Source organism: Streptomyces sp. PL-29, assembly GCF_058344425.1.
This window is the reverse complement of record NZ_CP136996.1, coordinates 5152391-5169228: the sequence shown is the minus strand read 5'-3', so window position 1 is coordinate 5169228 and position 16838 is coordinate 5152391. Positions and strand designations below refer to the sequence as shown.

Genomic DNA, 16838 nt, shown 5'->3' with positions numbered 1-16838 from the left:
TCCCCACGAGAATGGGGCCATGCGCACCCTGACTGCCGTCGGCCACCGCGGCGATCCCTACCGTGTCCGTGAGAACACCCTGCCTTCGATCCGCTCCGCCTTCGCCCGCGGGGCGGACGCGGTCGAGATCGACGTACGGCTGACCCGTGACGGGGTGCCGGTCCTGCTCCACGACGAGTCGCTCCGGCGGTTGTGGAACCACGACGTGCGCCTCGACGAGATCTCCGCGGCGCAGCTGGCGGACATGACGGAGGGCGCCGTTCCGATGCTGCGCGACGCACTGGAGGACACCGGGGCGGGCCGGCTGATGCTCGACCTCCCCGGCGCCACGCCGGAGGCGGTCCGCACCGTCGTGGGCCTGGTCCGGGAGTGCGGCGCCCGCGAGCGTACGTTCTACTGCGCGGGACCGGACTCGATGCTGGCGCTCCGCGCCGCCGACCCGGGCGCGGAGATCGCGCTGACCTGGACCACGCTGTCGCCGCCCCGCCGGGTCCTGATCGACGCGGTGGCCCCGCGCTGGCTCAACTACCGCTTCGGGCTGGTGAACCGGGAGCTGGCCGACGCCCTGCACCGGGACGGCCTGCTGGTGTCGGCCTGGACCGCCGATACCAAGCGGACGATGAAGCGGCTGATTGCCGCGGGGGTCGATGCGATCACTACGAACCGGGTGGACGCGCTGACGGCCGTGCGGGCCCGGTTCGGCCGGTGAGGGCCGCGCCGGGCCGGTGGGCCCGGCGGCTGCGCAGCGCCCCGTGCGGGTCGTGGACCCGGGCCTGACCGTGCCGGCCCCGCCGGCCGTCACCGTGCCGTTCGTGCCGCCACGGGAGCCCTGGGCCGACGATCGTCTGGCGGACGACACGGTGGCCCGGGGCAAGACCGTCGCCGTGGCGGCCTTCACGACGTAGCTGTGGCCTCCAGGCGCTTGATCATGCGGCGCAGGACCAGGAGGGGGATCACCCCGAAGACGCCGAACGACATGTCAATGACGCTCCACCAGAAGGGGATGCCCCGGATGGGCCCGCAGATCAGGGCGAGCGGAATCACTCCGGCGCAGGCGATCATGCCGGCCTCGACGATCCAGATGTTGCGGACGGGGTCTCGGTACACGCCGTAGAAGAAGACCGCGATGACGAGATGGGCAAAGGCGAGCCAGTCGTTCCCGTACAGCAGGAAGGGGTAGTCGGCATCGGCCCGGTCCAGCCCCTCGCCCACCCGTCGCAGCCAGGAGTTGTCGACCAGTGCGTTGCCCCAGCGGACTTCGCTGACCAAGGGGAAGGCCGTGATCCCGCTGAGGACGAGGCAGACGACGAAGAGGATCAGCCAGGCACGGATCCGCCGCTCAAGGGCGCTTTTCTCGCTCATGGAAGGAAGCCTACGCTTATTTTTGAACACGTTCAGCCCATGTGTTGAACCCGTTCAATCAGTGACAGGACCGTGACGACCGCGGCTCAGAGTCCGACGATCGCGTTCCACCGCCGGGCGAGGGAACGGCGCTCGGCCGAGGAGATGTCCCGGGCGACGGCGAGCCGCGCCCGCAGGTCGTCGTCGGGGAAGATCAGCGGGTTCTCGGCGAGTTCGGCGGTCTCCCGGTCGCCGGAAGCGGCCAGGACGTCCCGGGCCGCCGGCACGGGGCAGACGTAGTTGACGGAAGCGGCGAGCTGCGCGGCCACCTCCGGGTCGTAGTAGTGGTCGACCAGCGCCTCGGCATTGGCCTTGTGTCGGGCGAGGTTGGGCACGAGGAGGCTCTCGGCCCAGAGCTCACCGCCCTCCTCGGGGACGACGAATGCGATGTCCGGGTTGTCGGCCTGGAGTTGGATGGCATCGCCCGAGTACGCCTGGCAGGCCAGGACGTCTCCCTTGCTGAGGTCGGAGGTGTAGTCGTTGCCGGTGAAGCGGCGGATGTGCTTCTTCCTCACCAGAGCCTCCACGTGGTCGCACACCCGGTGGAAGTCGGATTCGGTCCAGCGCGTGATGTCGGCCCCGTTGCCCTGCATCAGCAGGGCGAAGGATTCGTCGAGCCCGGAGAAGAGCGTGACCCTGCCCGCCAGGTCGGGGCGCCACAGGTCCTGGACGGATCTGATCTCCCGCCCCAGAGCACGGCGGTTGTAGGCGATGCCGGTGATCCCCGACTGCCAGGGCACGGTGTGCAGCCGGCCCTCGTCGAAGGCGGGGGAACGCAGCTGCGGGTCGAGGTGGCCGACGACGTTGGGCTGCGCCGAACGGTCCATCTTCTGGGCCCAGCCCAGACGGACGAAGCGGGCGGCCATCCAGTCGCTGACCACGACCAGGTCGCGGCCGGTCTCCTGGCGGTTCATCAGGGCCGGGCTGACCTTGCCGAAGTACTCGTCGTTGTCGTTGATCTCCTCGGTGTAGCGGACCTCGATGCCGGTCCGCTCCGAGAAGGCCTCCAGCGTGGGGCGGCGCTCCCCGTCCTCCTCGTCGGTGTCGATGTAGAGCGGCCAGTTGGAGAAGGCGACGCTGCGGTCGCTCTCCGAGCGGTCGGGGCCCACGCGCCCTCCCTCGGGCACGTAGGCGGGGGGAACACCGCATCCGGCGAGGGCGGCCGACAGGCCCGCGGCACCGATTCCGGCGAGCGCGGCACGGCGGGAGAAGGCGAGTTGAGGCATGGGCACAGCCTCAGCGAACGCCGAAGGGGCGGGCAATAGACATGTTGTCTACTGCCCGCCCCTTCGACGCCCTGCTGTGATCGATGCTGCCGATCAGCCGTCGAGCGAGGTCATCACGTGCTTGATGCGGGTGTAGTCCTCGAAGCCGTAGGCGGACAGGTCCTTGCCGTATCCGGACTTCTTGAAACCGCCGTGCGGCATCTCGGCGACCAGCGGAATGTGGGTGTTGATCCACACGCAGCCGAAGTCGAGGTTCTTGGACATCCGCATCGCGCGGCCGTGGTCCTTGGTCCACACGGAGGAGGCGAGGGCGAACTCGACGCCGTTCGCGTACTCCAGGGCCTGGGACTCGTCCGTGAAGGACTGGACGGTGATGACGGGGCCGAAGACCTCGTTCTGGATGATCTCGTCGTCCTGCTTGAGGCCGGAGACCACGGTCGGGGCGTAGAAGTAGCCCTTCTCGCCGACCTGGTGGCCGCCCGCCTCGACCTTGGCGTGGGCCGGGAGCCGCTCGATGAAGCCCGCGACCTGCTGGAGCTGGTTCGGGTTGTTCAGCGGGCCGTACAGCACGTCCTCGTCGTCCGGCGCGCCGGTCTTCGTGTCAGCGGCGGCCTTGGCCAGCGCGGCCACGAACTCGTCGTGGATCGACTCGTGCACGAGCACGCGGGTGGCCGCGGTGCAGTCCTGGCCGGCGTTGAAGTAACCGGCGACCGCGATGTCCTCGACGGCCTTGGGGATGTCGGCGTCCTCGAAGACGACGACCGGCGCCTTGCCGCCGAGCTCCAGGTGGACGCGCTTGACGTCCTTGGAGGCGCTCTCGGCGACCTGCATGCCGGCGCGCACCGATCCGGTGATGGAGGCCATCGCCGGGGTCGCGTGCTCGACCATGGTCCGACCGGTCTCACGGTCGCCGCAGATGACGTTGAAGACGCCCTTGGGCAGGACCGAGTCGATGATCTCCGCCATCAGGACGGTGGAGGCCGGAGTGGTGTCGGACGGCTTGAGCACGACCGTGTTGCCCGCCGCGATGGCCGGGGCGAACTTCCACACGGCCATCATCATCGGGTAGTTCCACGGCGCGACCTGGGCACAGACGCCGACCGGCTCGCGGCGGATGATCGAGGTCATCCCGTCCATGTACTCGCCGGCCGAGCGACCCTCCAGCAGACGGGCCGCACCCGCGAAGAAGCGGATCTGGTCCACCATCGGCGGCAGCTCCTCGCTGGCCGTGAGGCCCAGCGGCTTGCCGGTGTTCTCCGACTCGGCGGCGACCAGCTCGTCGGCGCGCGCCTCGAAGGCGTCCGCGATCTTCAGCAGGGCCTTCTGGCGCTCGGCGGGGGTCGTGTCGCGCCAGCCGGGAAACGCGGCCGCGGCCGCGGCCATGGCGGCGTCGACATCGGCCTGGCCCGAGAGCGGGGCGGTGGCGTACACCTCGCCGGTGGCCGGGTTGACCACCTCGGTGGTCCGCCCGTCGGCGGCGTCCTTGAACTCCCCGCCGATGTAGTTGCGCAGACGACGCAGTTCGGTGGTCACTACAGCCACACTCCTGATCACATGTCCAACGATTGAGACGTTTACCAAAGCCTAGCCCCTTGGCGGAGGCTTTCGACAGACCCGGACGCCACCACCTACGAAATCAGTGAGATCAGAGTCGGAAGACAACGAATTTCATCGATTCCGTCTTGCGGAACAGACGACCCTCGTGCACAGTGAGGTCGTGGTCAGTCGAAGCGCAGATTCCAGGAACAGACAACCGTCCCCTTCGGTCGATGCTGTGTCCCTGGCGATCATCGAGCAACTGCAGGAGGACGGTCGCCGTCCCTATGCATCGATCGGCAAGGCCGTCGGCCTCTCCGAGGCGGCCGTACGCCAGCGCGTGCAGAAGCTGCTCGACCAGGGCGTCATGCAGATCGTCGCCGTCACCGACCCGCTCACCGTGGGCCTGCGGCGCCAGGCGATGGTCGGCATCAACGTCGAGGGCGACCTCGACCCGGTGGCCGACGCGCTGACCGCGATGGCCGAGTGCGAGTACGTGGTGATGACCGCCGGCTCGTTCGACCTGATGGTGGAGATCGTCTGCGAGGACGACGACCACCTGCTGGAAACGATCAACAAGAAGATCCGCACGCTCCCCGGCGTGCGGTCTACCGAAAGCTTCGTTTACCTGAAGCTGAAGAAGCAGACCTACATGTGGGGAACCCGATAACCGTGACCCAGGACCTGTCCAAGACCGCGTACGACCACTTGTGGATGCACTTCACCCGCATGTCGTCCTACGAGAACTCCCCCGTCCCGACCATCGTCCGTGGTGAGGGCACCTACATCTTCGACGACAAGGGCAAGCGCTACCTCGACGGTCTCGCCGGCCTGTTCGTGGTCAACGCCGGTCACGGCCGCAAGGAACTGGCCGAGGTCGCCTACAAGCAGGCGCAGGAACTGGCCTTCTTCCCCGTGTGGTCCTACGCCCACCCCATGGCCGTCGAGCTCGCCGAGCGCCTGGCCAACTACGCCCCGGGCGACCTGAACAAGGTCTTCTTCACCACCGGCGGCGGCGAGGCCGTCGAGACCGCCTGGAAGCTCGCCAAGCAGTTCTACAAGCTGCAGGGCAAGCCCACCAAGTACAAGGTCATCTCGCGCGCGGTCGCTTACCACGGCACCCCGCAGGGCGCCCTGTCGATCACGGGTCTGCCGGCCCTCAAGGCTCCGTTCGAGCCGCTGGTGCCCGGCGCGCACAAGGTGCCCAACACCAACATCTACCGCGCCCCGATCTACGGCGACGACCCCGAGGCCTTCGGCCGCTGGTGCGCCGACCAGATCGAGCAGCAGATCCTCTTCGAGGGCGCCGACACCGTCGCCGCCGTCTTCCTGGAGCCGGTCCAGAACGCCGGCGGCTGCTTCCCGCCGCCGCCCGGCTACTTCCAGCGGGTCCGCGAGATCTGCGACGAGTACGACGTGCTCCTCGTCTCCGACGAGACGATCTGCGCCTTCGGCCGCCTCGGCACGATGTTCGCCTGCGACAAGTTCGGCTACGTGCCGGACATGATCACCTGCGCCAAGGGCATGACCTCGGGCTACTCCCCGATCGGCGCCTGCATCGTCTCGGACCGCATCGCCGAGCCGTTCTACAAGGGCGAGAACACCTTCCTGCACGGCTACACCTTCGGCGGACACCCGGTGTCCTCCGCCGTGGCCCTCGCCAACCTCGACATCTTCGACAAGGAAGGCCTCAACCAGCACGTGCTGGACAACGAGAGCGCCTTCCTGCAGACGCTGCAGAAGCTGCACGACCTGCCGATCGTCGGCGACGTCCGCGGCAACGGCTACTTCTACGGCATCGAGCTCGTCAAGGACAAGGTCACGAAGGAGTCCTTCACGGACGAGGAGACCGAGCGCGTGCTCTACGGCTTCCTCTCCAAGGCGCTCTTCGAGAACGGCCTGTACTGCCGGGCCGACGACCGCGGCGACCCGGTCATCCAGCTGGCGCCGCCGCTGACGGCGGACCAGGGCACCTTCGACGAGATCGAGGGCATCCTGCGCTCGGTGCTCACCGAGGCCTGGACCAAGCTCTGACCGGTCCCTAGACAGCCCTCGGGCACGACCGTCGGCCAGCCCGGGGCGCGACCGTCCGAACACCCGGCCCGGATCCTCCGTTCGAGTGAGAACGCGGGGGTCCGGGCCGCGTGCTGTCAGCATTCAAGCGGTTCATCTCTTTACATCTCATTGCGGCGCCAGTGACCGGAAGGGCTCCGTTTCGTTCCCTCGGACGGAGGTGTACGCCATGGTGGCCCCACCGGAGAATGCCCCGCCGGACAACGACGTGCTCTGGGCTCGGTCCCTTCACTACGCGCACGACGGTGCGCCCGCTCTCGTCGGTGTCTCCCTCGGAGTCCGCCAGGGCGAGATCGTGGCCCTGACCGGACCCCGCGGCAGCGGCAAGACCACGCTGCTGCGCTGCCTGTCCGGGCAGCTGCTCCCCTCCGAGGGCGAGGTCTGGTTCAACAGCGTCCCCGTGCACACCCTGGGAGAGCTGTCCCGCGAGCGCCTGCGGCGCGACCGCTTCGGCTGGCTCGGTCCCGAACCGGGGCTGTTGCCCGAGCTGAAGATCTGGGAGAACGCCGCCCTGCCGCTGCTGCTCGCCGGGGCCTCCCACCGCAGCGCCAAGCACGCCGCCTGCGCCTGGCTCGACCGGCTCGACATCGGTGCCCTCGCTCGCAAGCGTCCGGCGGCCCTGACCCGGGCCGAGTGCCAGCGGGTCGCCCTGGCCCGGGCCCTGGTCCACGTGCCCTCGGTGATCTACGCGGACGAGCCCACGGCCCCGCTGCACCGGGCCGACCGGGCCCTGCTCCTGCGGGCGCTCACCACCGCGGCCCGCTCCCACGGGATCACCGTGCTGCTGGCCACCGGCGACGAGGCCACGGCGGCCGTCGCGGACCGCCGCCTGCCCCTGGTCGACGGCCACCTCACGGTGGACACCTCCGCGTCCCCGCTCCCCGACACTCCGGAGGGCCAGGCAGCGTGCTCGCTCTCCGCCTAGCCCGCGGCTCCCGGCCCCTCGTCCAGCTGCGGCGGCTGCTCGTCGCCACCGCCTCGGCCGGGACCGGGTTCCTGCTGCTCTACGTACTCGCCGGAGCCATGGCCCGGCCCGCCGGATCGTTCCCCCGCCTGCTGTGGGCGCTGGTCCCGCTGGCCGCGACGGTTCACTTCGCCGTCGCCGTCGCCCGGGCCGACCCGGCCACCCGGCCCCGCGCGGGACTGGACGCCGCCGGACTGGGACCCGTACGCCTGGCCCTGACCGCCGCGATCTCCACGGCCGTCGCCTGCGCCCTGGGCAGCGCCCTGGCCCTGGCCCTCTTCCTGCACCTGCGCGGGGACCTCTCCGGCCTGCCGTTCGACGGCTCCGGCGCCCTGCTCCTGCACGCCGAGCAGCCGCTGCCCGTCGCGTCCGCCCTGACGCTGCTGGCCCTCGTCCCGCTGACGGCGTCGGCCGCCACCGTCCTCGCGCTGCGTCCGCACCGGCAGCTGGCTCCGCAGACCGCCCTGCCCTGGGGCATCGCGCTCACCGCCTGCGGGCTCGCCACCGAGGCCTACGCCGGCCGGAACGGCGGCGGGGTCCTCGCGGGCTGGACGCTGACCGCCGCCGGGCTCGCCCTCGCGGGACCCGGTCTGGCCTACGCCTGCGGAAGCCTGGTGCAGGCCGTCCGCCCGGGCGCGCTCCGGCTACTGGCCGGACGGTCCCTGCAACGACAGGCCTCCCGCATCGGGCCGCCGCTGGGCGTGCTGTGCTCCGTGGCCGCCGGGGCCCTGACGGCCCTCGCCCTGCGGGACCGGGGCGGACTCCACGTGCCGCTCGGTCCGCTGGCCTGGCCGGCCGCCGCCTTGGTGGCGCTGTGCGCCGCAGCGACCCTTCTCACATCCGCCGTGGAAAGCCGCCGGACCGAGTCCGCCGGACGCGGGGCGATGCCCGATCCGGCAGCCCCCGCACGGGTCCTGCGTACCGCGGCGGGGCTGCGGGCCGCCGCGCTGGTGGCCGTGTGCGTACCGCTCACCTGGGGTGTGGCGCAGCTGACGTCGCTGGCGCTGACCCGCTGAGGGATCCAGCCCTTAGGGTGGGCCGAATGGTCAACGCAGACATCGAGATCGAGACGCTCGCCGAATTCGACCAGGTCGTGGCAGGCGGCTCGCTCAGCGGCTACCGGATCCAGTCGGTCAGCCTGCTGGACCGGACGTTCGCCCTGCTGGCCGCCGACACCTCGGCGGCCGTCTTCCTGGGCTGCGCGATGGAGCCCGATGCCTCGTCCAAGGTGCGCGCGGACGGCGCCCTGGTCTTCCCGCCCGTTCCCGACCTGCCCTTCAACCCGTACCGGAGCCTGCTCTACACGCCGGAGGAGCTCTTCGAGGGGCTGCCGGACGGCTACGAGGCGACCCCGGACGCCACGACGTACGCATGGTTCCAGGAGACCGCGGCCGACCGTGACGTCTTCTCCTCGATGCTGCGCTCCGTCCACGACGACGCGGTCTCCGACGCCCTCGACGAACACCTCGCCGCCGCCCGTGTGGTGGGTGTGATGGGCGGCCACGCCATGTCCCGGGGCAGTGCGGACTACCGCGACGCCGCGGAACTCGGCCGGACCCTGACCCGGTCCGGGCTGACCGTGGCCACGGGCGGCGGCCCCGGCGCGATGGAGGCCGCCAACCTGGGCGCCTACCTGGCACCGGCCCCGGACGAGGCCCTCGCGGAGTCCCTGGAACTGCTGGCCAAGGCTCCGTCCTTCGAGCCGTCGGTGTCCGACTGGGCGCGCGCGGCCTTCTCCGTACGGGAGCGCTGGCCCGGCGGCGGCGACTCGGTGGGCATCCCCACCTGGTTCTACGGACACGAGCCGCCGAACGCCTTCGCGGCGCACATCGCCAAGTACTTCGCGAACGCCACCCGGGAGGACGGGCTGCTGGCCCGGTCCACGGCGGGCGTGGTGTTCCTGCCCGGCGCGGCCGGCACCGTCCAGGAGATATTCGACGACGCGACGCCGAACTACTACGGATCCCGTGGCGAGCCGGCACCGATGGTCCTGGTCGGCCGCAGCCACTGGACCGAGCATCTGCCGGCCTGGCCCCTGCTGACGGCGCTGGCCCGGGGCCGGGCGATGGAGTCGCGGATCGCGCTCGTCGACTCGGTGGACGAGGTCCCCGACGTGCTCGCTTCGATGAGCTGAGCTCCACAGGCAACTTCCGGGCCCGTTCCCACGTCTGGCAGAGGTACCGCAAAACCTGCCAGACGTGAACGGAGCCATCGGTGCTCATAGGCTTGCTGACCGCTGTCGCGGCATCCATCTGCTACGGCACGGGATCCGTGCTGCAAGCCGTCGGATCGCGCCGTGCCGCCCGGACGTCCCCGGCCGCCGCCGGGGTGACCGCCCACGGCGGCCCGAATCTCTCGTCCACCGCGAAGGCGGCGATGACCTGGGAGTTCATCGTCGGAACCATCCTGGACTTCGTCGGCTTCGGGCTCGGTGCCCTGGCCGCCCGCCTCCTTCCGCTCTTCCTCTCCCAGACCGTGATCAGTGCCAACCTGGTCATCACGGCCGTCCTGAGCGTGAAGATGCTCGGCATCCGGCTGACCCGCCGGGAATGGGCCTCCATCGGTGTCGTGTGCACCGCGCTGGTGCTGCTGGCGACGGCGGCCGGCCACGAGGGCGGCCACCACGCGCCCATGTCCACGCACTGGTGGCTGCTGGGGATCACCGCACTGCTGATGGTGGGCGGCACGGTGGCCGTCCGCCTGTTGGGCGGCGGGGCCGCGATCCTGGCGGGCCTGCTGTCGGGGCTGGGATTCGGCGCGCTCGGCGTCGGCGTCCGCATCCTCGACGGCGTCGACCCGTTCGACCTCGGCACCCTCCTCACCGACCCGGCCCTCTACGCCATCCTGCTGGCCGGCGTCGGCGGCATGTACCTGCACACCGTCGCGCTGCAGATCGGCTCGGTGAACGGAGCCACCGCCGCCCTCGTCGTGGGCGAGACGGTCCTGCCCGGGGCGATCGGCGTGCTCTGGCTCGGTGACGCCTCGCGCCCGGGCCTGGCCTGGCTGGCGGTGGTCGGTTTCGTCATGGCCGTGACCGGCGCGGTGGCGGTGGCCTGGTACGGCAAGCACGAAGGCGCCGAGGAGCCGGCCCCGGTGCCGGAGCCGGAGCCGGTCGGCTGACGCCCGGTCCCCGCTCTCCCGGCCGGCCGTCACCCGGCCGGCCGTCCCCGGTGGTGGCACGGCAGCGTCTGCCGCTTGCTGGACCTGGGGAGAGAGTGAGGGACGTGTGGAACGCAGGACCGACCGGTTCAAGACACGGCGCGCGGCCGGAATGGCGGGAGTCGCCTTCGCCTTGCTGCTGGCGACGGCGATCGCCTTGATGCGGATCGCCATCCCCTCCGGCGGCGCCGACGCGACGATCGCCCCGGACCACCGCTGGGCCGTGCAGGTGTCGCTGGAGATCGTGCCCTTTGCGGGCATCTTCTTCTTGTGGTTCATGGGGGCCCTGCGCACGCACACCGGCGACGCGGAGGACCGTTTCGTCGCCACCGTGTTCCTCGGCAGCGGCTTCGTCTTCGTCGCCACCCTGTTCGCCGCCGCCGCGGCGGCCGGCACCGTGCTCAGCGAGGGGGCGCCCTCCGACTTCGGCCGCCATTACGCCTACACCCTCCTCGCGACCTACGCCATGCGGGTCGCGGCCGTCTTCGTCCTGGCGACCTCCACCATCGCGCGGATGCTCGGCGCCTTCCCCCGGCCGCTGACCCTGCTGGGCACGGTCATCGGGCTGGCCCTGATCGTGGTGGGTTCCGGCGTGCCCTGGTCCGAGCTGCTGTTCCCCGCCTGGGCGCTGATCGTCAGCGTGTACATCCTGCGCGCCCGCCGCGACACCGCACCCGCGGGTCCGGCCGGCCCGACAGACCGGTCGGACCCGCCCTGACCTGTGCCTGCACACCTCGGCAGGCGGCCGACGGACCCGACGTGCATGCTGGTGAAAGGGAGGGCACGGGGGGCGACGGGGACGCAGGAGCCGAGGGAAAGGCGGATCTGTCATGAGGCTTGTCGTCGACCTGAACCGCTGTCAGGGATACGCCCAGTGCGCCTTCCTCGCTCCGGACGTCTTCGCCATGCACGGCGACGAGTCGCTCCTCTACAACCCGGAGGCACCGCCCGAGCAGCGTGAGGACGTACTGCGCGCCGTGGCCGCGTGCCCGGTCCAGGCCATCCTCCTCGAACTCACGGACGAGGACATGGCGAACATGCCGGCCGCGGACGCCGCCGGTTCCAGCGCTCCCTCCGGAGGCCCGCGGTGACCACTGCCGGCGCACACGACGGCGCCCTGGAGCACCTCAAGCGCGAAGGCCGCATCGTCATCGTCGGCGCTTCGCTCGCGGGGCTCCGGGCCGCCGAGACCATGCGGGAGAAGGGGTTCGCCGGTTCGCTCACGCTGATCGGCGACGAACCCCACGAGCCCTACGACCGGCCCCCGCTGTCCAAGCAGGTCCTGCTGGGCAACGCGGTGGCGGACCACACGACGCTCCCCCGCCGCCGGGCGATCGACGCCGACTGGCGGCTCGGAGTGCCCGCGACGGGCCTGGACATGGCCGCCCGCCGGGTCCGGCTCGGCAACGGCGACGAGGTCGAGTACGACCGACTGCTGATCGCCACCGGCGTGCGCGCCCGGCCCTGGCCCAACGCGGAGGAAGCCTCCCTCGACGGGGTCTTCGTCCTGCGCACCCGCGACGACGCCGTGGGACTGCAGCGCGCCCTCACCGACAGCCCACGCCGGGTGGTCGTCATCGGAGCCGGGTTCACCGGGTCCGAGATCGCCTCCGCCTGCCGGGAACGCGGTCTGAACGTGACCGTCGCCGAACGGGGCTCCGCTCCGCTCGTCGGCGCGCTCGGCGGGGTGATCGGCGAGGTGGCGGCCGAGATGCACCGCGAGCACGAGGTCGACCTGCGCACCGGTGTCATGGTCACCGCCCTGGAGGGCGACCCCTCCGGGCGGGTCCGCGCCGCCCACCTGTCCGACGGCGCCACCGTCGAGGCGGACGTGGTGGTCGTCTCCCTCGGTGCGCAGCGCAACACCGAGTGGCTCGCCGGTTCCGGACTGGGCGCCGGCCCCCGGGGCATCGCCTGCGACGCGGGCTGCCGGGCCTTCGACGTCCGGGGCATCGTCACCGACGACATCTACGTGGCGGGAGACGTGGCACGTTCCCCGCACGCCCTGTTCGGCTACCAGTTCCTGTCCCTGGAGCACTGGGGCAACGCCGTCGCACAGGCCGACACCGCCGCGCACAACATGCTCAGCGTGAGCGCGGACCGCCGCCCCCACCTGTGGGTGCCGGCCTTCTGGTCCTCGCAGTTCGGCGTGAACATCAAGTCGGTCGGGGTGCCGCCGATGGGCACCGAGATCATGATCACGCAGGGCTCGCCGGCCGAGCGCCGGTTCGCGGCCGTCTACGGCTACCAGGGGCGGGTGATCGCGGCCGTGACCTTCGACAACTGCCGCTGGCTGCCGTTCTACGAGCACCAGATCGAAAGCACCGCGCCGTTCCCGCCGCCGTTCTCCACGGTGGACCGCAGGCCGGAGGGGAACAAGCCGGTACCGGCGGACTTCCCCGACCCCTCGGTGCCGACCCACGGCCCGACCATCACCCTCAGCGGCTACTCGCCGGCCGACCGCAAGATGACCTTCACCCCCGGGCGCTGACCGCGCCGCGACCGCCCCGAGGACCACGAGGACCCGTCATGACACAAGCCCTGCTGCGGGAGATCATCGACTACGCGAACCGGGCCGACCCGTATCCGCTCTACGAAGAGCTCCGCAAGACCCCGGTGTCCCACGATGGGGACGGTCCGTACGTGGTCAGCACCTACTACGAGATCCGGAGCCTGCTGCACGACCCGAGGATCAGCTCGGACGCACGCAACCTGAAGGCCACCGGTGACGATCCGCTGGGACAGTCGGCCGACGAGGAGGGGGCGGACCTGCCGCCCTCCTTCCTCAGGCTGGACCCGCCGGACCACGACCGCCTGCGGAGGATCACCAACCGTCCGTTCGGGCCGCCGCACGCCCCGCGCCGGGTGCACGACATGCGCGACGAACTCCACGGCCTCGTGGACGGTCTCATCGACGGCATCGGCACCTCCGGGACGCTGGACCGGGTCGACCTGGTCGACCAGTTCGCGTACCCGTTCCCGGTTTCGGTGATCTGCCGGCTGCTCGGAGTCCCGCGCGAGGACGAACCGCGCTTCCACGTCTGGGCGGACACCCTGGCCGCCAGCCTGGACCCCGATCCGGACGGGGACCCCGGCCAGCGGGCCAAGAGCATGACAGATGCCCGCATGGAGCTGGGCATGTACCTGGCCGGGCTGATCGAGGAGCGGCGCAAGAACCCCGGCGACGACATGCTGTCCCAGCTGGCGACCTCGGACGGCCCGGACGGCGCGATGACCACGATGGAGGCGCTCAGCACCTCCGCGCTGCTGCTGATCGCCGGTCACGAGACCACGGTCAACCTGATCACGAACGGGATGCTGACCCTGCTGCGCCACCCGGACGTCCTGCAGCGGCTGCGCGAGGACCCCGCCCTGTCGGTCCCGATCGTGGAAGAGCTCCTGCGGTACGAGCCGCCGGTGCAGCTCGTACCGCAGCGCTCCACGCTCTGCGACATCGAGGTCGCGGGGGTCTCCATTCCCAAGGGCGCCTCACTGTGGCTGGTCCTGGCGTCCGGCAACCGCGACCCGAAGCGCTTCGAGAACCCCGACCGCTTCGACCCCGACCGCAAGGACAACCAGCACCTCGGCCTCGGCAGCGGCATCCACAGCTGCTTCGGCGCCCCGCTCGCCCGGCAGGAGGCGCAGCTGGCACTGAGCGCGCTGGCCCGCCGACTGGACAACCCCCGGCTGCTGGAGGACCCGCCCCCGTACCGCCAGAACGCGGTGCTCCGCGGACCCCGGCACTTGCCCATCGCCTGCGACGGCATCCTGCCGAAGGCGGCCTGAGCCCGTCCTACCGATCGCCCGGCGGGAGGACGACCACCTCGGCGGGGGTGAAGGCCACGGCGACCCGGTCGCCGACGGCCGGGGCCCCCGCCAGTCCGCACTCCGCCTCCAGTACCGGGCCGCTCCCCGGCCGCAGCCGCAGGCCGACGTGCGTGCCGCGGAAGGTCCGGGACACCACCTCACAGCCCAGGCCCGCCTCCTCGCGGAGCACGACTCCCGCCGGGCGGACCAGCAGCCGCTGTTCCCCTTCGGGGGAGCCGGCCGGGACCGGGACCCGGCCCCACGCGGTCGCGGCGACCGCGCCCGTCACCGTCGCCGCGACCACGTTCTCGAAGCCCAGGAAGCGTGCCACGAACTCCGAGGCGGGCCGCTGCCACACCTCAAGTGGCGTTCCGGCCTGAGCGATCCGGCCATCCCGCATCACCACCACCCGGTCGGCCAGCGCGAAGGCCTCCCCCTGGTCGTGCGTGACGGCCAGGACCGTCGTGCCCAGGCGTGAGAACAGCCCTCGCAGCTCGACCACGAGCCGCTCCCGCAGCCCCCGGTCCAGCTGGCCGAGCGGTTCGTCGAGCATCAACAGCCGCGGCGAGGGCGCCAGGGCCCGGGCCAGCGCCACCCGCTGCTGCTCTCCCCCGGACAAGGAGGCCACGGCGCGGCCCTGTGCCCCGGGGAGCCCCACCAGTTCGAGCAGTTCGGCGACCCGGTCGGGGTACGTCCGGCGGCCCCCGGCACGGCCGCCGCCGCGCATCCGCAGGCCGAAGGAGACGTTCGCGCCGACATCGCGGTGCGGGAAGAGCTGGTGGTCCTGGAACATCAGGCCCACGCCGCGCCGGTGCACGGGTACGGCGGCCTGGTCGGCGCCGTCCAGCAGCACGCGTCCCCCGGACACCTGCTGGAGCCCGGCCACCACCCGCAGCAGTGTGGACTTCCCGCTGCCGCTCGGACCCAGCACGCACACGGTCTCGTGCTCGTCCACCGTCAGGTCCACGGAGTCGACGACCGCGCGCTCGCCGAAGCGGACCGACACCCCTTCCAGCTGAAGCAGGGTCATCAGAACTCTCCGGAGGTCTTGTCGGGACGCAGCCGCTCCAGCGCCAGCAGGGAGACCGCGCACACCAGCATCAGGATGGTGCTCAGGGCCATCGCCTGCCCGTAGTTCAGTTCGCCGGCCCGTCCCAGCAGCCGCGCCACGGCCACCGGCAGCGTCGGCCGGTCCGGCCGCGCGATGAAGACGGTCGCGCCGAACTCCCCCAGCGACACGGCGAAGGCGAACCCGGCCGCGATCAGCAGCGCCCGCCGCACCAGCGGCAGGTCCACCTCCCGCCAGGCGCGCAGCGGTGACGCGCCCAGCACGGCGGCGGCCTCCCGCAGCCGTCCGTCCACCGCGCGCAGTACCGGCAGCATGGTCCGTACGACGAAGGGCACGCCGACCAGGGCCTGGGCCAGCGGCACCAGGATCCACGAGGTCCGCAGATCCAGCGGCGGCTCGTCCAGGGTGATCAGGAAGCCGAAGCCGACCGTCACGGCGGACACCCCCAGCGGGAGCATCAGCATCGCGTCGAAGCCGCGTACGAAGCGGCCGCCGCGCCTGGTCAGGGCCGCGGCCGCGAGTCCCCCGACGACCAGGGCGACCGCGGTGGCGGCGAGCGCGTACTGCAGGGAGTTCCAGATCGCCTCCAGCGGCGGTACCAGGAAGGTGCCGCCGCCGGCGCCGGCGTCCTGCAGGGCCCGGTAGAAGCCGAGGCCGTAGCCACCGGGGGTGTCGAAGGACCGCTCGACGAGCACGGCCAGCGGCGCCACGATCAGCAGCCCGATGGTGAGCAGGACCCCGCCCAGGAGGGTGTGCTGCGCCCCACCGTGCGGCCGGTGCGCGGTACGGCCCGGGTCGACCAGGCGCAGTGCGGTCTCGCGCCGACGCACCGTCCAGGCGTGCAGGGCGAGGATCGCGCCGATGGCGGCGAACTGCACCATCGTCAGCACGGCCGCCGTCGGCAGGTCCAGCAGCTGCGCGGTCTGCCGGTAGACCTCCACCTCCAGGGTGGAGTAGGCGGGTCCGCCCAGGATCAGCACGACGCCGAAGGAGCTGAAGGTGAAGAGGAACACCATCAGGGAGGCCGCGGCCACGGCCGGGGCCAGCGCGGGCAGCGTCACCCGCCGCCAGGCGGCGAACCGGCCGGCGCCCAGCACCCGGGCGGCCTCCTCCTGGCGCGGATCGAGCTGGGCCCACAGGCCGCCGACGGTACGGACGACGACGGCGTAGTTGAAGAAGACGTGGGCGAGCAGGATCGCCCAGACGGTGGTGTCGAGCCGGACGCCCGCCAGCTCCTCCAGCATGCCGCCGCGCCCGAGCAGAGCGAGGAAGGCGGTGCCCACGACCACGGTCGGGAGCACGAACGGCACGGTCACCACCGCCCGCAGCAGCTGTTTGCCGGGGAACTCCAGGCGTGCGAAGGCGTACGCGCCGGGGAGCGCGATCAGCAAGGTGAGCGCGGTGGAGGCGAACGCCTGCCAGGTGGTGAACCAGAGCACGCCGGCAATGTCGGGCCGGGACAGGACCTCGCCGATCCGGCCGAACTGCCATCCGGTGTCGGTCTTGAGGCCGCGGCCGACGATCGCCGCGACGGGGTAGGCGAAGAACAGCCCGAAGAAGGCGAGGGGGGCGGCCATCAGGGCGAGGCGGACGGCGGTGGCCC

Annotated in this window: 17 protein-coding genes; 12 read left to right on the top strand and 5 right to left on the bottom strand. The window is 71.5% G+C overall.

The window, feature by feature from the left end:
• Nucleotides 1-19 precede the first annotated feature (19 nt).
• Together R4Z63_RS23950 and R4Z63_RS23945 are read left to right on the top strand one after the other, a co-directional pair.
• Entirely contained in the window at nucleotides 20-709 is a 690-nt protein-coding gene (locus R4Z63_RS23950; protein ID WP_384449945.1) for a glycerophosphodiester phosphodiesterase, read from the top strand.
• Between the two features lie 52 nt (nucleotides 710-761).
• Nucleotides 762-905: a hypothetical protein gene (locus R4Z63_RS23945; protein WP_384449948.1), complete on the top strand. Its 144-nt coding sequence runs from the start codon at nucleotides 762-764 to the stop codon at nucleotides 903-905.
• Here the strand turns inward: R4Z63_RS23945 and R4Z63_RS23940 are convergent.
• The 3 genes from R4Z63_RS23940 to R4Z63_RS23930 all read right to left on the bottom strand — a co-directional run bounded on the left by R4Z63_RS23940 (nucleotide 895) and on the right by R4Z63_RS23930 (nucleotide 4160).
• Nucleotides 895-1362 (bottom strand): hypothetical protein, encoded by a 468-nt coding sequence (locus R4Z63_RS23940; protein ID WP_037928429.1) that lies wholly within the window; start codon nucleotides 1360-1362, stop codon nucleotides 895-897. The two genes, R4Z63_RS23945 and R4Z63_RS23940, sit on opposite strands and share 11 nt — an antisense overlap.
• Nucleotides 1363-1448: 86 nt before the next feature.
• Nucleotides 1449-2627 carry a polyamine ABC transporter substrate-binding protein gene (locus R4Z63_RS23935; protein WP_384449951.1) on the bottom strand — a complete coding sequence of 393 codons (1179 nt, stop codon included), beginning with the start codon at nucleotides 2625-2627 and terminating at the stop codon, nucleotides 1449-1451.
• 93 nt (nucleotides 2628-2720) lie between these two features.
• On the bottom strand, nucleotides 2721-4160 hold the full coding sequence (locus R4Z63_RS23930; protein WP_384449954.1) for a gamma-aminobutyraldehyde dehydrogenase: 1440 nt from the start codon (nucleotides 4158-4160) through the stop codon (nucleotides 2721-2723).
• Nucleotides 4161-4329: 169 nt separating this feature from the next.
• Between R4Z63_RS23930 and R4Z63_RS23925 the strand changes: the two genes are divergently transcribed.
• The 10 genes from R4Z63_RS23925 to R4Z63_RS23880 all read left to right on the top strand — a co-directional run bounded on the left by R4Z63_RS23925 (nucleotide 4330) and on the right by R4Z63_RS23880 (nucleotide 14145).
• Nucleotides 4330-4833, top strand: a complete 504-nt coding sequence (locus R4Z63_RS23925) for an Lrp/AsnC family transcriptional regulator (RefSeq protein WP_007266859.1) — start codon at nucleotides 4330-4332, stop codon at nucleotides 4831-4833.
• Nucleotides 4818-6197, top strand: a complete 1380-nt coding sequence (locus R4Z63_RS23920; protein ID WP_384449957.1) for an aspartate aminotransferase family protein — start codon at nucleotides 4818-4820, stop codon at nucleotides 6195-6197. Before R4Z63_RS23925 ends, R4Z63_RS23920 begins: the two co-directional genes overlap by 16 nt.
• 208 nt (nucleotides 6198-6405) lie before the next feature.
• Nucleotides 6406-7161: an ABC transporter ATP-binding protein gene (locus R4Z63_RS23915; protein WP_037928417.1), complete on the top strand. Its 756-nt coding sequence runs from the start codon at nucleotides 6406-6408 to the stop codon at nucleotides 7159-7161.
• Nucleotides 7143-8216, top strand: coding sequence for a hypothetical protein (locus tag R4Z63_RS23910; protein WP_384449960.1), 1074 nt, complete (start codon nucleotides 7143-7145; stop codon nucleotides 8214-8216). Before R4Z63_RS23915 ends, R4Z63_RS23910 begins: the two co-directional genes overlap by 19 nt.
• Before the next feature lie 26 nt (nucleotides 8217-8242).
• Nucleotides 8243-9334 (top strand): LOG family protein, encoded by a 1092-nt coding sequence (locus tag R4Z63_RS23905; RefSeq protein ID WP_384449963.1) that lies wholly within the window; start codon nucleotides 8243-8245, stop codon nucleotides 9332-9334.
• An 80-nt stretch (nucleotides 9335-9414) separates the two neighbouring features.
• Nucleotides 9415-10320 (top strand): DMT family protein, encoded by a 906-nt coding sequence (locus tag R4Z63_RS23900; protein WP_384449966.1) that lies wholly within the window; start codon nucleotides 9415-9417, stop codon nucleotides 10318-10320.
• A gap of 106 nt (nucleotides 10321-10426) precedes the next feature.
• A complete protein-coding gene (locus tag R4Z63_RS23895; protein ID WP_384449969.1) occupies nucleotides 10427-11077 on the top strand; it encodes a hypothetical protein in 651 nt (216 codons plus the stop codon).
• A gap of 112 nt (nucleotides 11078-11189) precedes the next feature.
• Nucleotides 11190-11450 (top strand): ferredoxin, encoded by a 261-nt coding sequence (locus tag R4Z63_RS23890; protein WP_052031269.1) that lies wholly within the window; start codon nucleotides 11190-11192, stop codon nucleotides 11448-11450.
• Nucleotides 11447-12850 (top strand): NAD(P)/FAD-dependent oxidoreductase, encoded by a 1404-nt coding sequence (locus R4Z63_RS23885; protein ID WP_037928401.1) that lies wholly within the window; start codon nucleotides 11447-11449, stop codon nucleotides 12848-12850. The genes R4Z63_RS23890 and R4Z63_RS23885 overlap by 4 nt, the downstream gene beginning before the upstream one ends.
• A 38-nt stretch (nucleotides 12851-12888) precedes the next feature.
• On the top strand, nucleotides 12889-14145 hold the full coding sequence (locus tag R4Z63_RS23880; RefSeq protein ID WP_384449973.1) for a cytochrome P450: 1257 nt from the start codon (nucleotides 12889-12891) through the stop codon (nucleotides 14143-14145).
• Between the two features lie 7 nt (nucleotides 14146-14152).
• Here the strand turns inward: R4Z63_RS23880 and R4Z63_RS23875 are convergent, their stop codons facing one another.
• Entirely contained in the window at nucleotides 14153-15196 is a 1044-nt protein-coding gene (locus tag R4Z63_RS23875) for an ABC transporter ATP-binding protein (RefSeq protein ID WP_384449976.1), read from the bottom strand.
• Nucleotides 15196-16812, bottom strand: coding sequence for an ABC transporter permease (locus tag R4Z63_RS23870; protein WP_037928395.1), 1617 nt, complete (start codon nucleotides 16810-16812; stop codon nucleotides 15196-15198). Before R4Z63_RS23870 ends, R4Z63_RS23875 begins: the two co-directional genes overlap by 1 nt.
• Nucleotides 16813-16838 lie beyond the last annotated feature (26 nt).

Bases quoted from the DNA above. Each gene is read 5' to 3' on its own strand.
- R4Z63_RS23940 (WP_037928429.1), bottom strand. From the start codon at position 1,362: ATGAGCGAGAAAAGCGCCCTTGAGCGGCGGATCCGTGCCTGGCTGATC.
- R4Z63_RS23935 (WP_384449951.1), bottom strand. From the start codon at position 2,627: ATGCCTCAACTCGCCTTCTCCCGCCGTGCCGCGCTCGCCGGAATCGGT.
- R4Z63_RS23870 (WP_037928395.1), bottom strand. From the start codon at position 16,812: ATGGCCGCCCCCCTCGCCTTCTTCGGGCTGTTCTTCGCCTACCCCGTC.
- R4Z63_RS23890 (WP_052031269.1), top strand. From the start codon at position 11,190: ATGAGGCTTGTCGTCGACCTGAACCGCTGTCAGGGATACGCCCAGTGC.
- R4Z63_RS23875 (WP_384449976.1), bottom strand. From the start codon at position 15,196: ATGACCCTGCTTCAGCTGGAAGGGGTGTCGGTCCGCTTCGGCGAGCGC.
- R4Z63_RS23915 (WP_037928417.1), top strand. From the start codon at position 6,406: ATGGTGGCCCCACCGGAGAATGCCCCGCCGGACAACGACGTGCTCTGG.
- R4Z63_RS23880 (WP_384449973.1), top strand. From the start codon at position 12,889: ATGACACAAGCCCTGCTGCGGGAGATCATCGACTACGCGAACCGGGCC.
- R4Z63_RS23905 (WP_384449963.1), top strand. From the start codon at position 8,243: ATGGTCAACGCAGACATCGAGATCGAGACGCTCGCCGAATTCGACCAG.
- R4Z63_RS23950 (WP_384449945.1), top strand. From the start codon at position 20: ATGCGCACCCTGACTGCCGTCGGCCACCGCGGCGATCCCTACCGTGTC.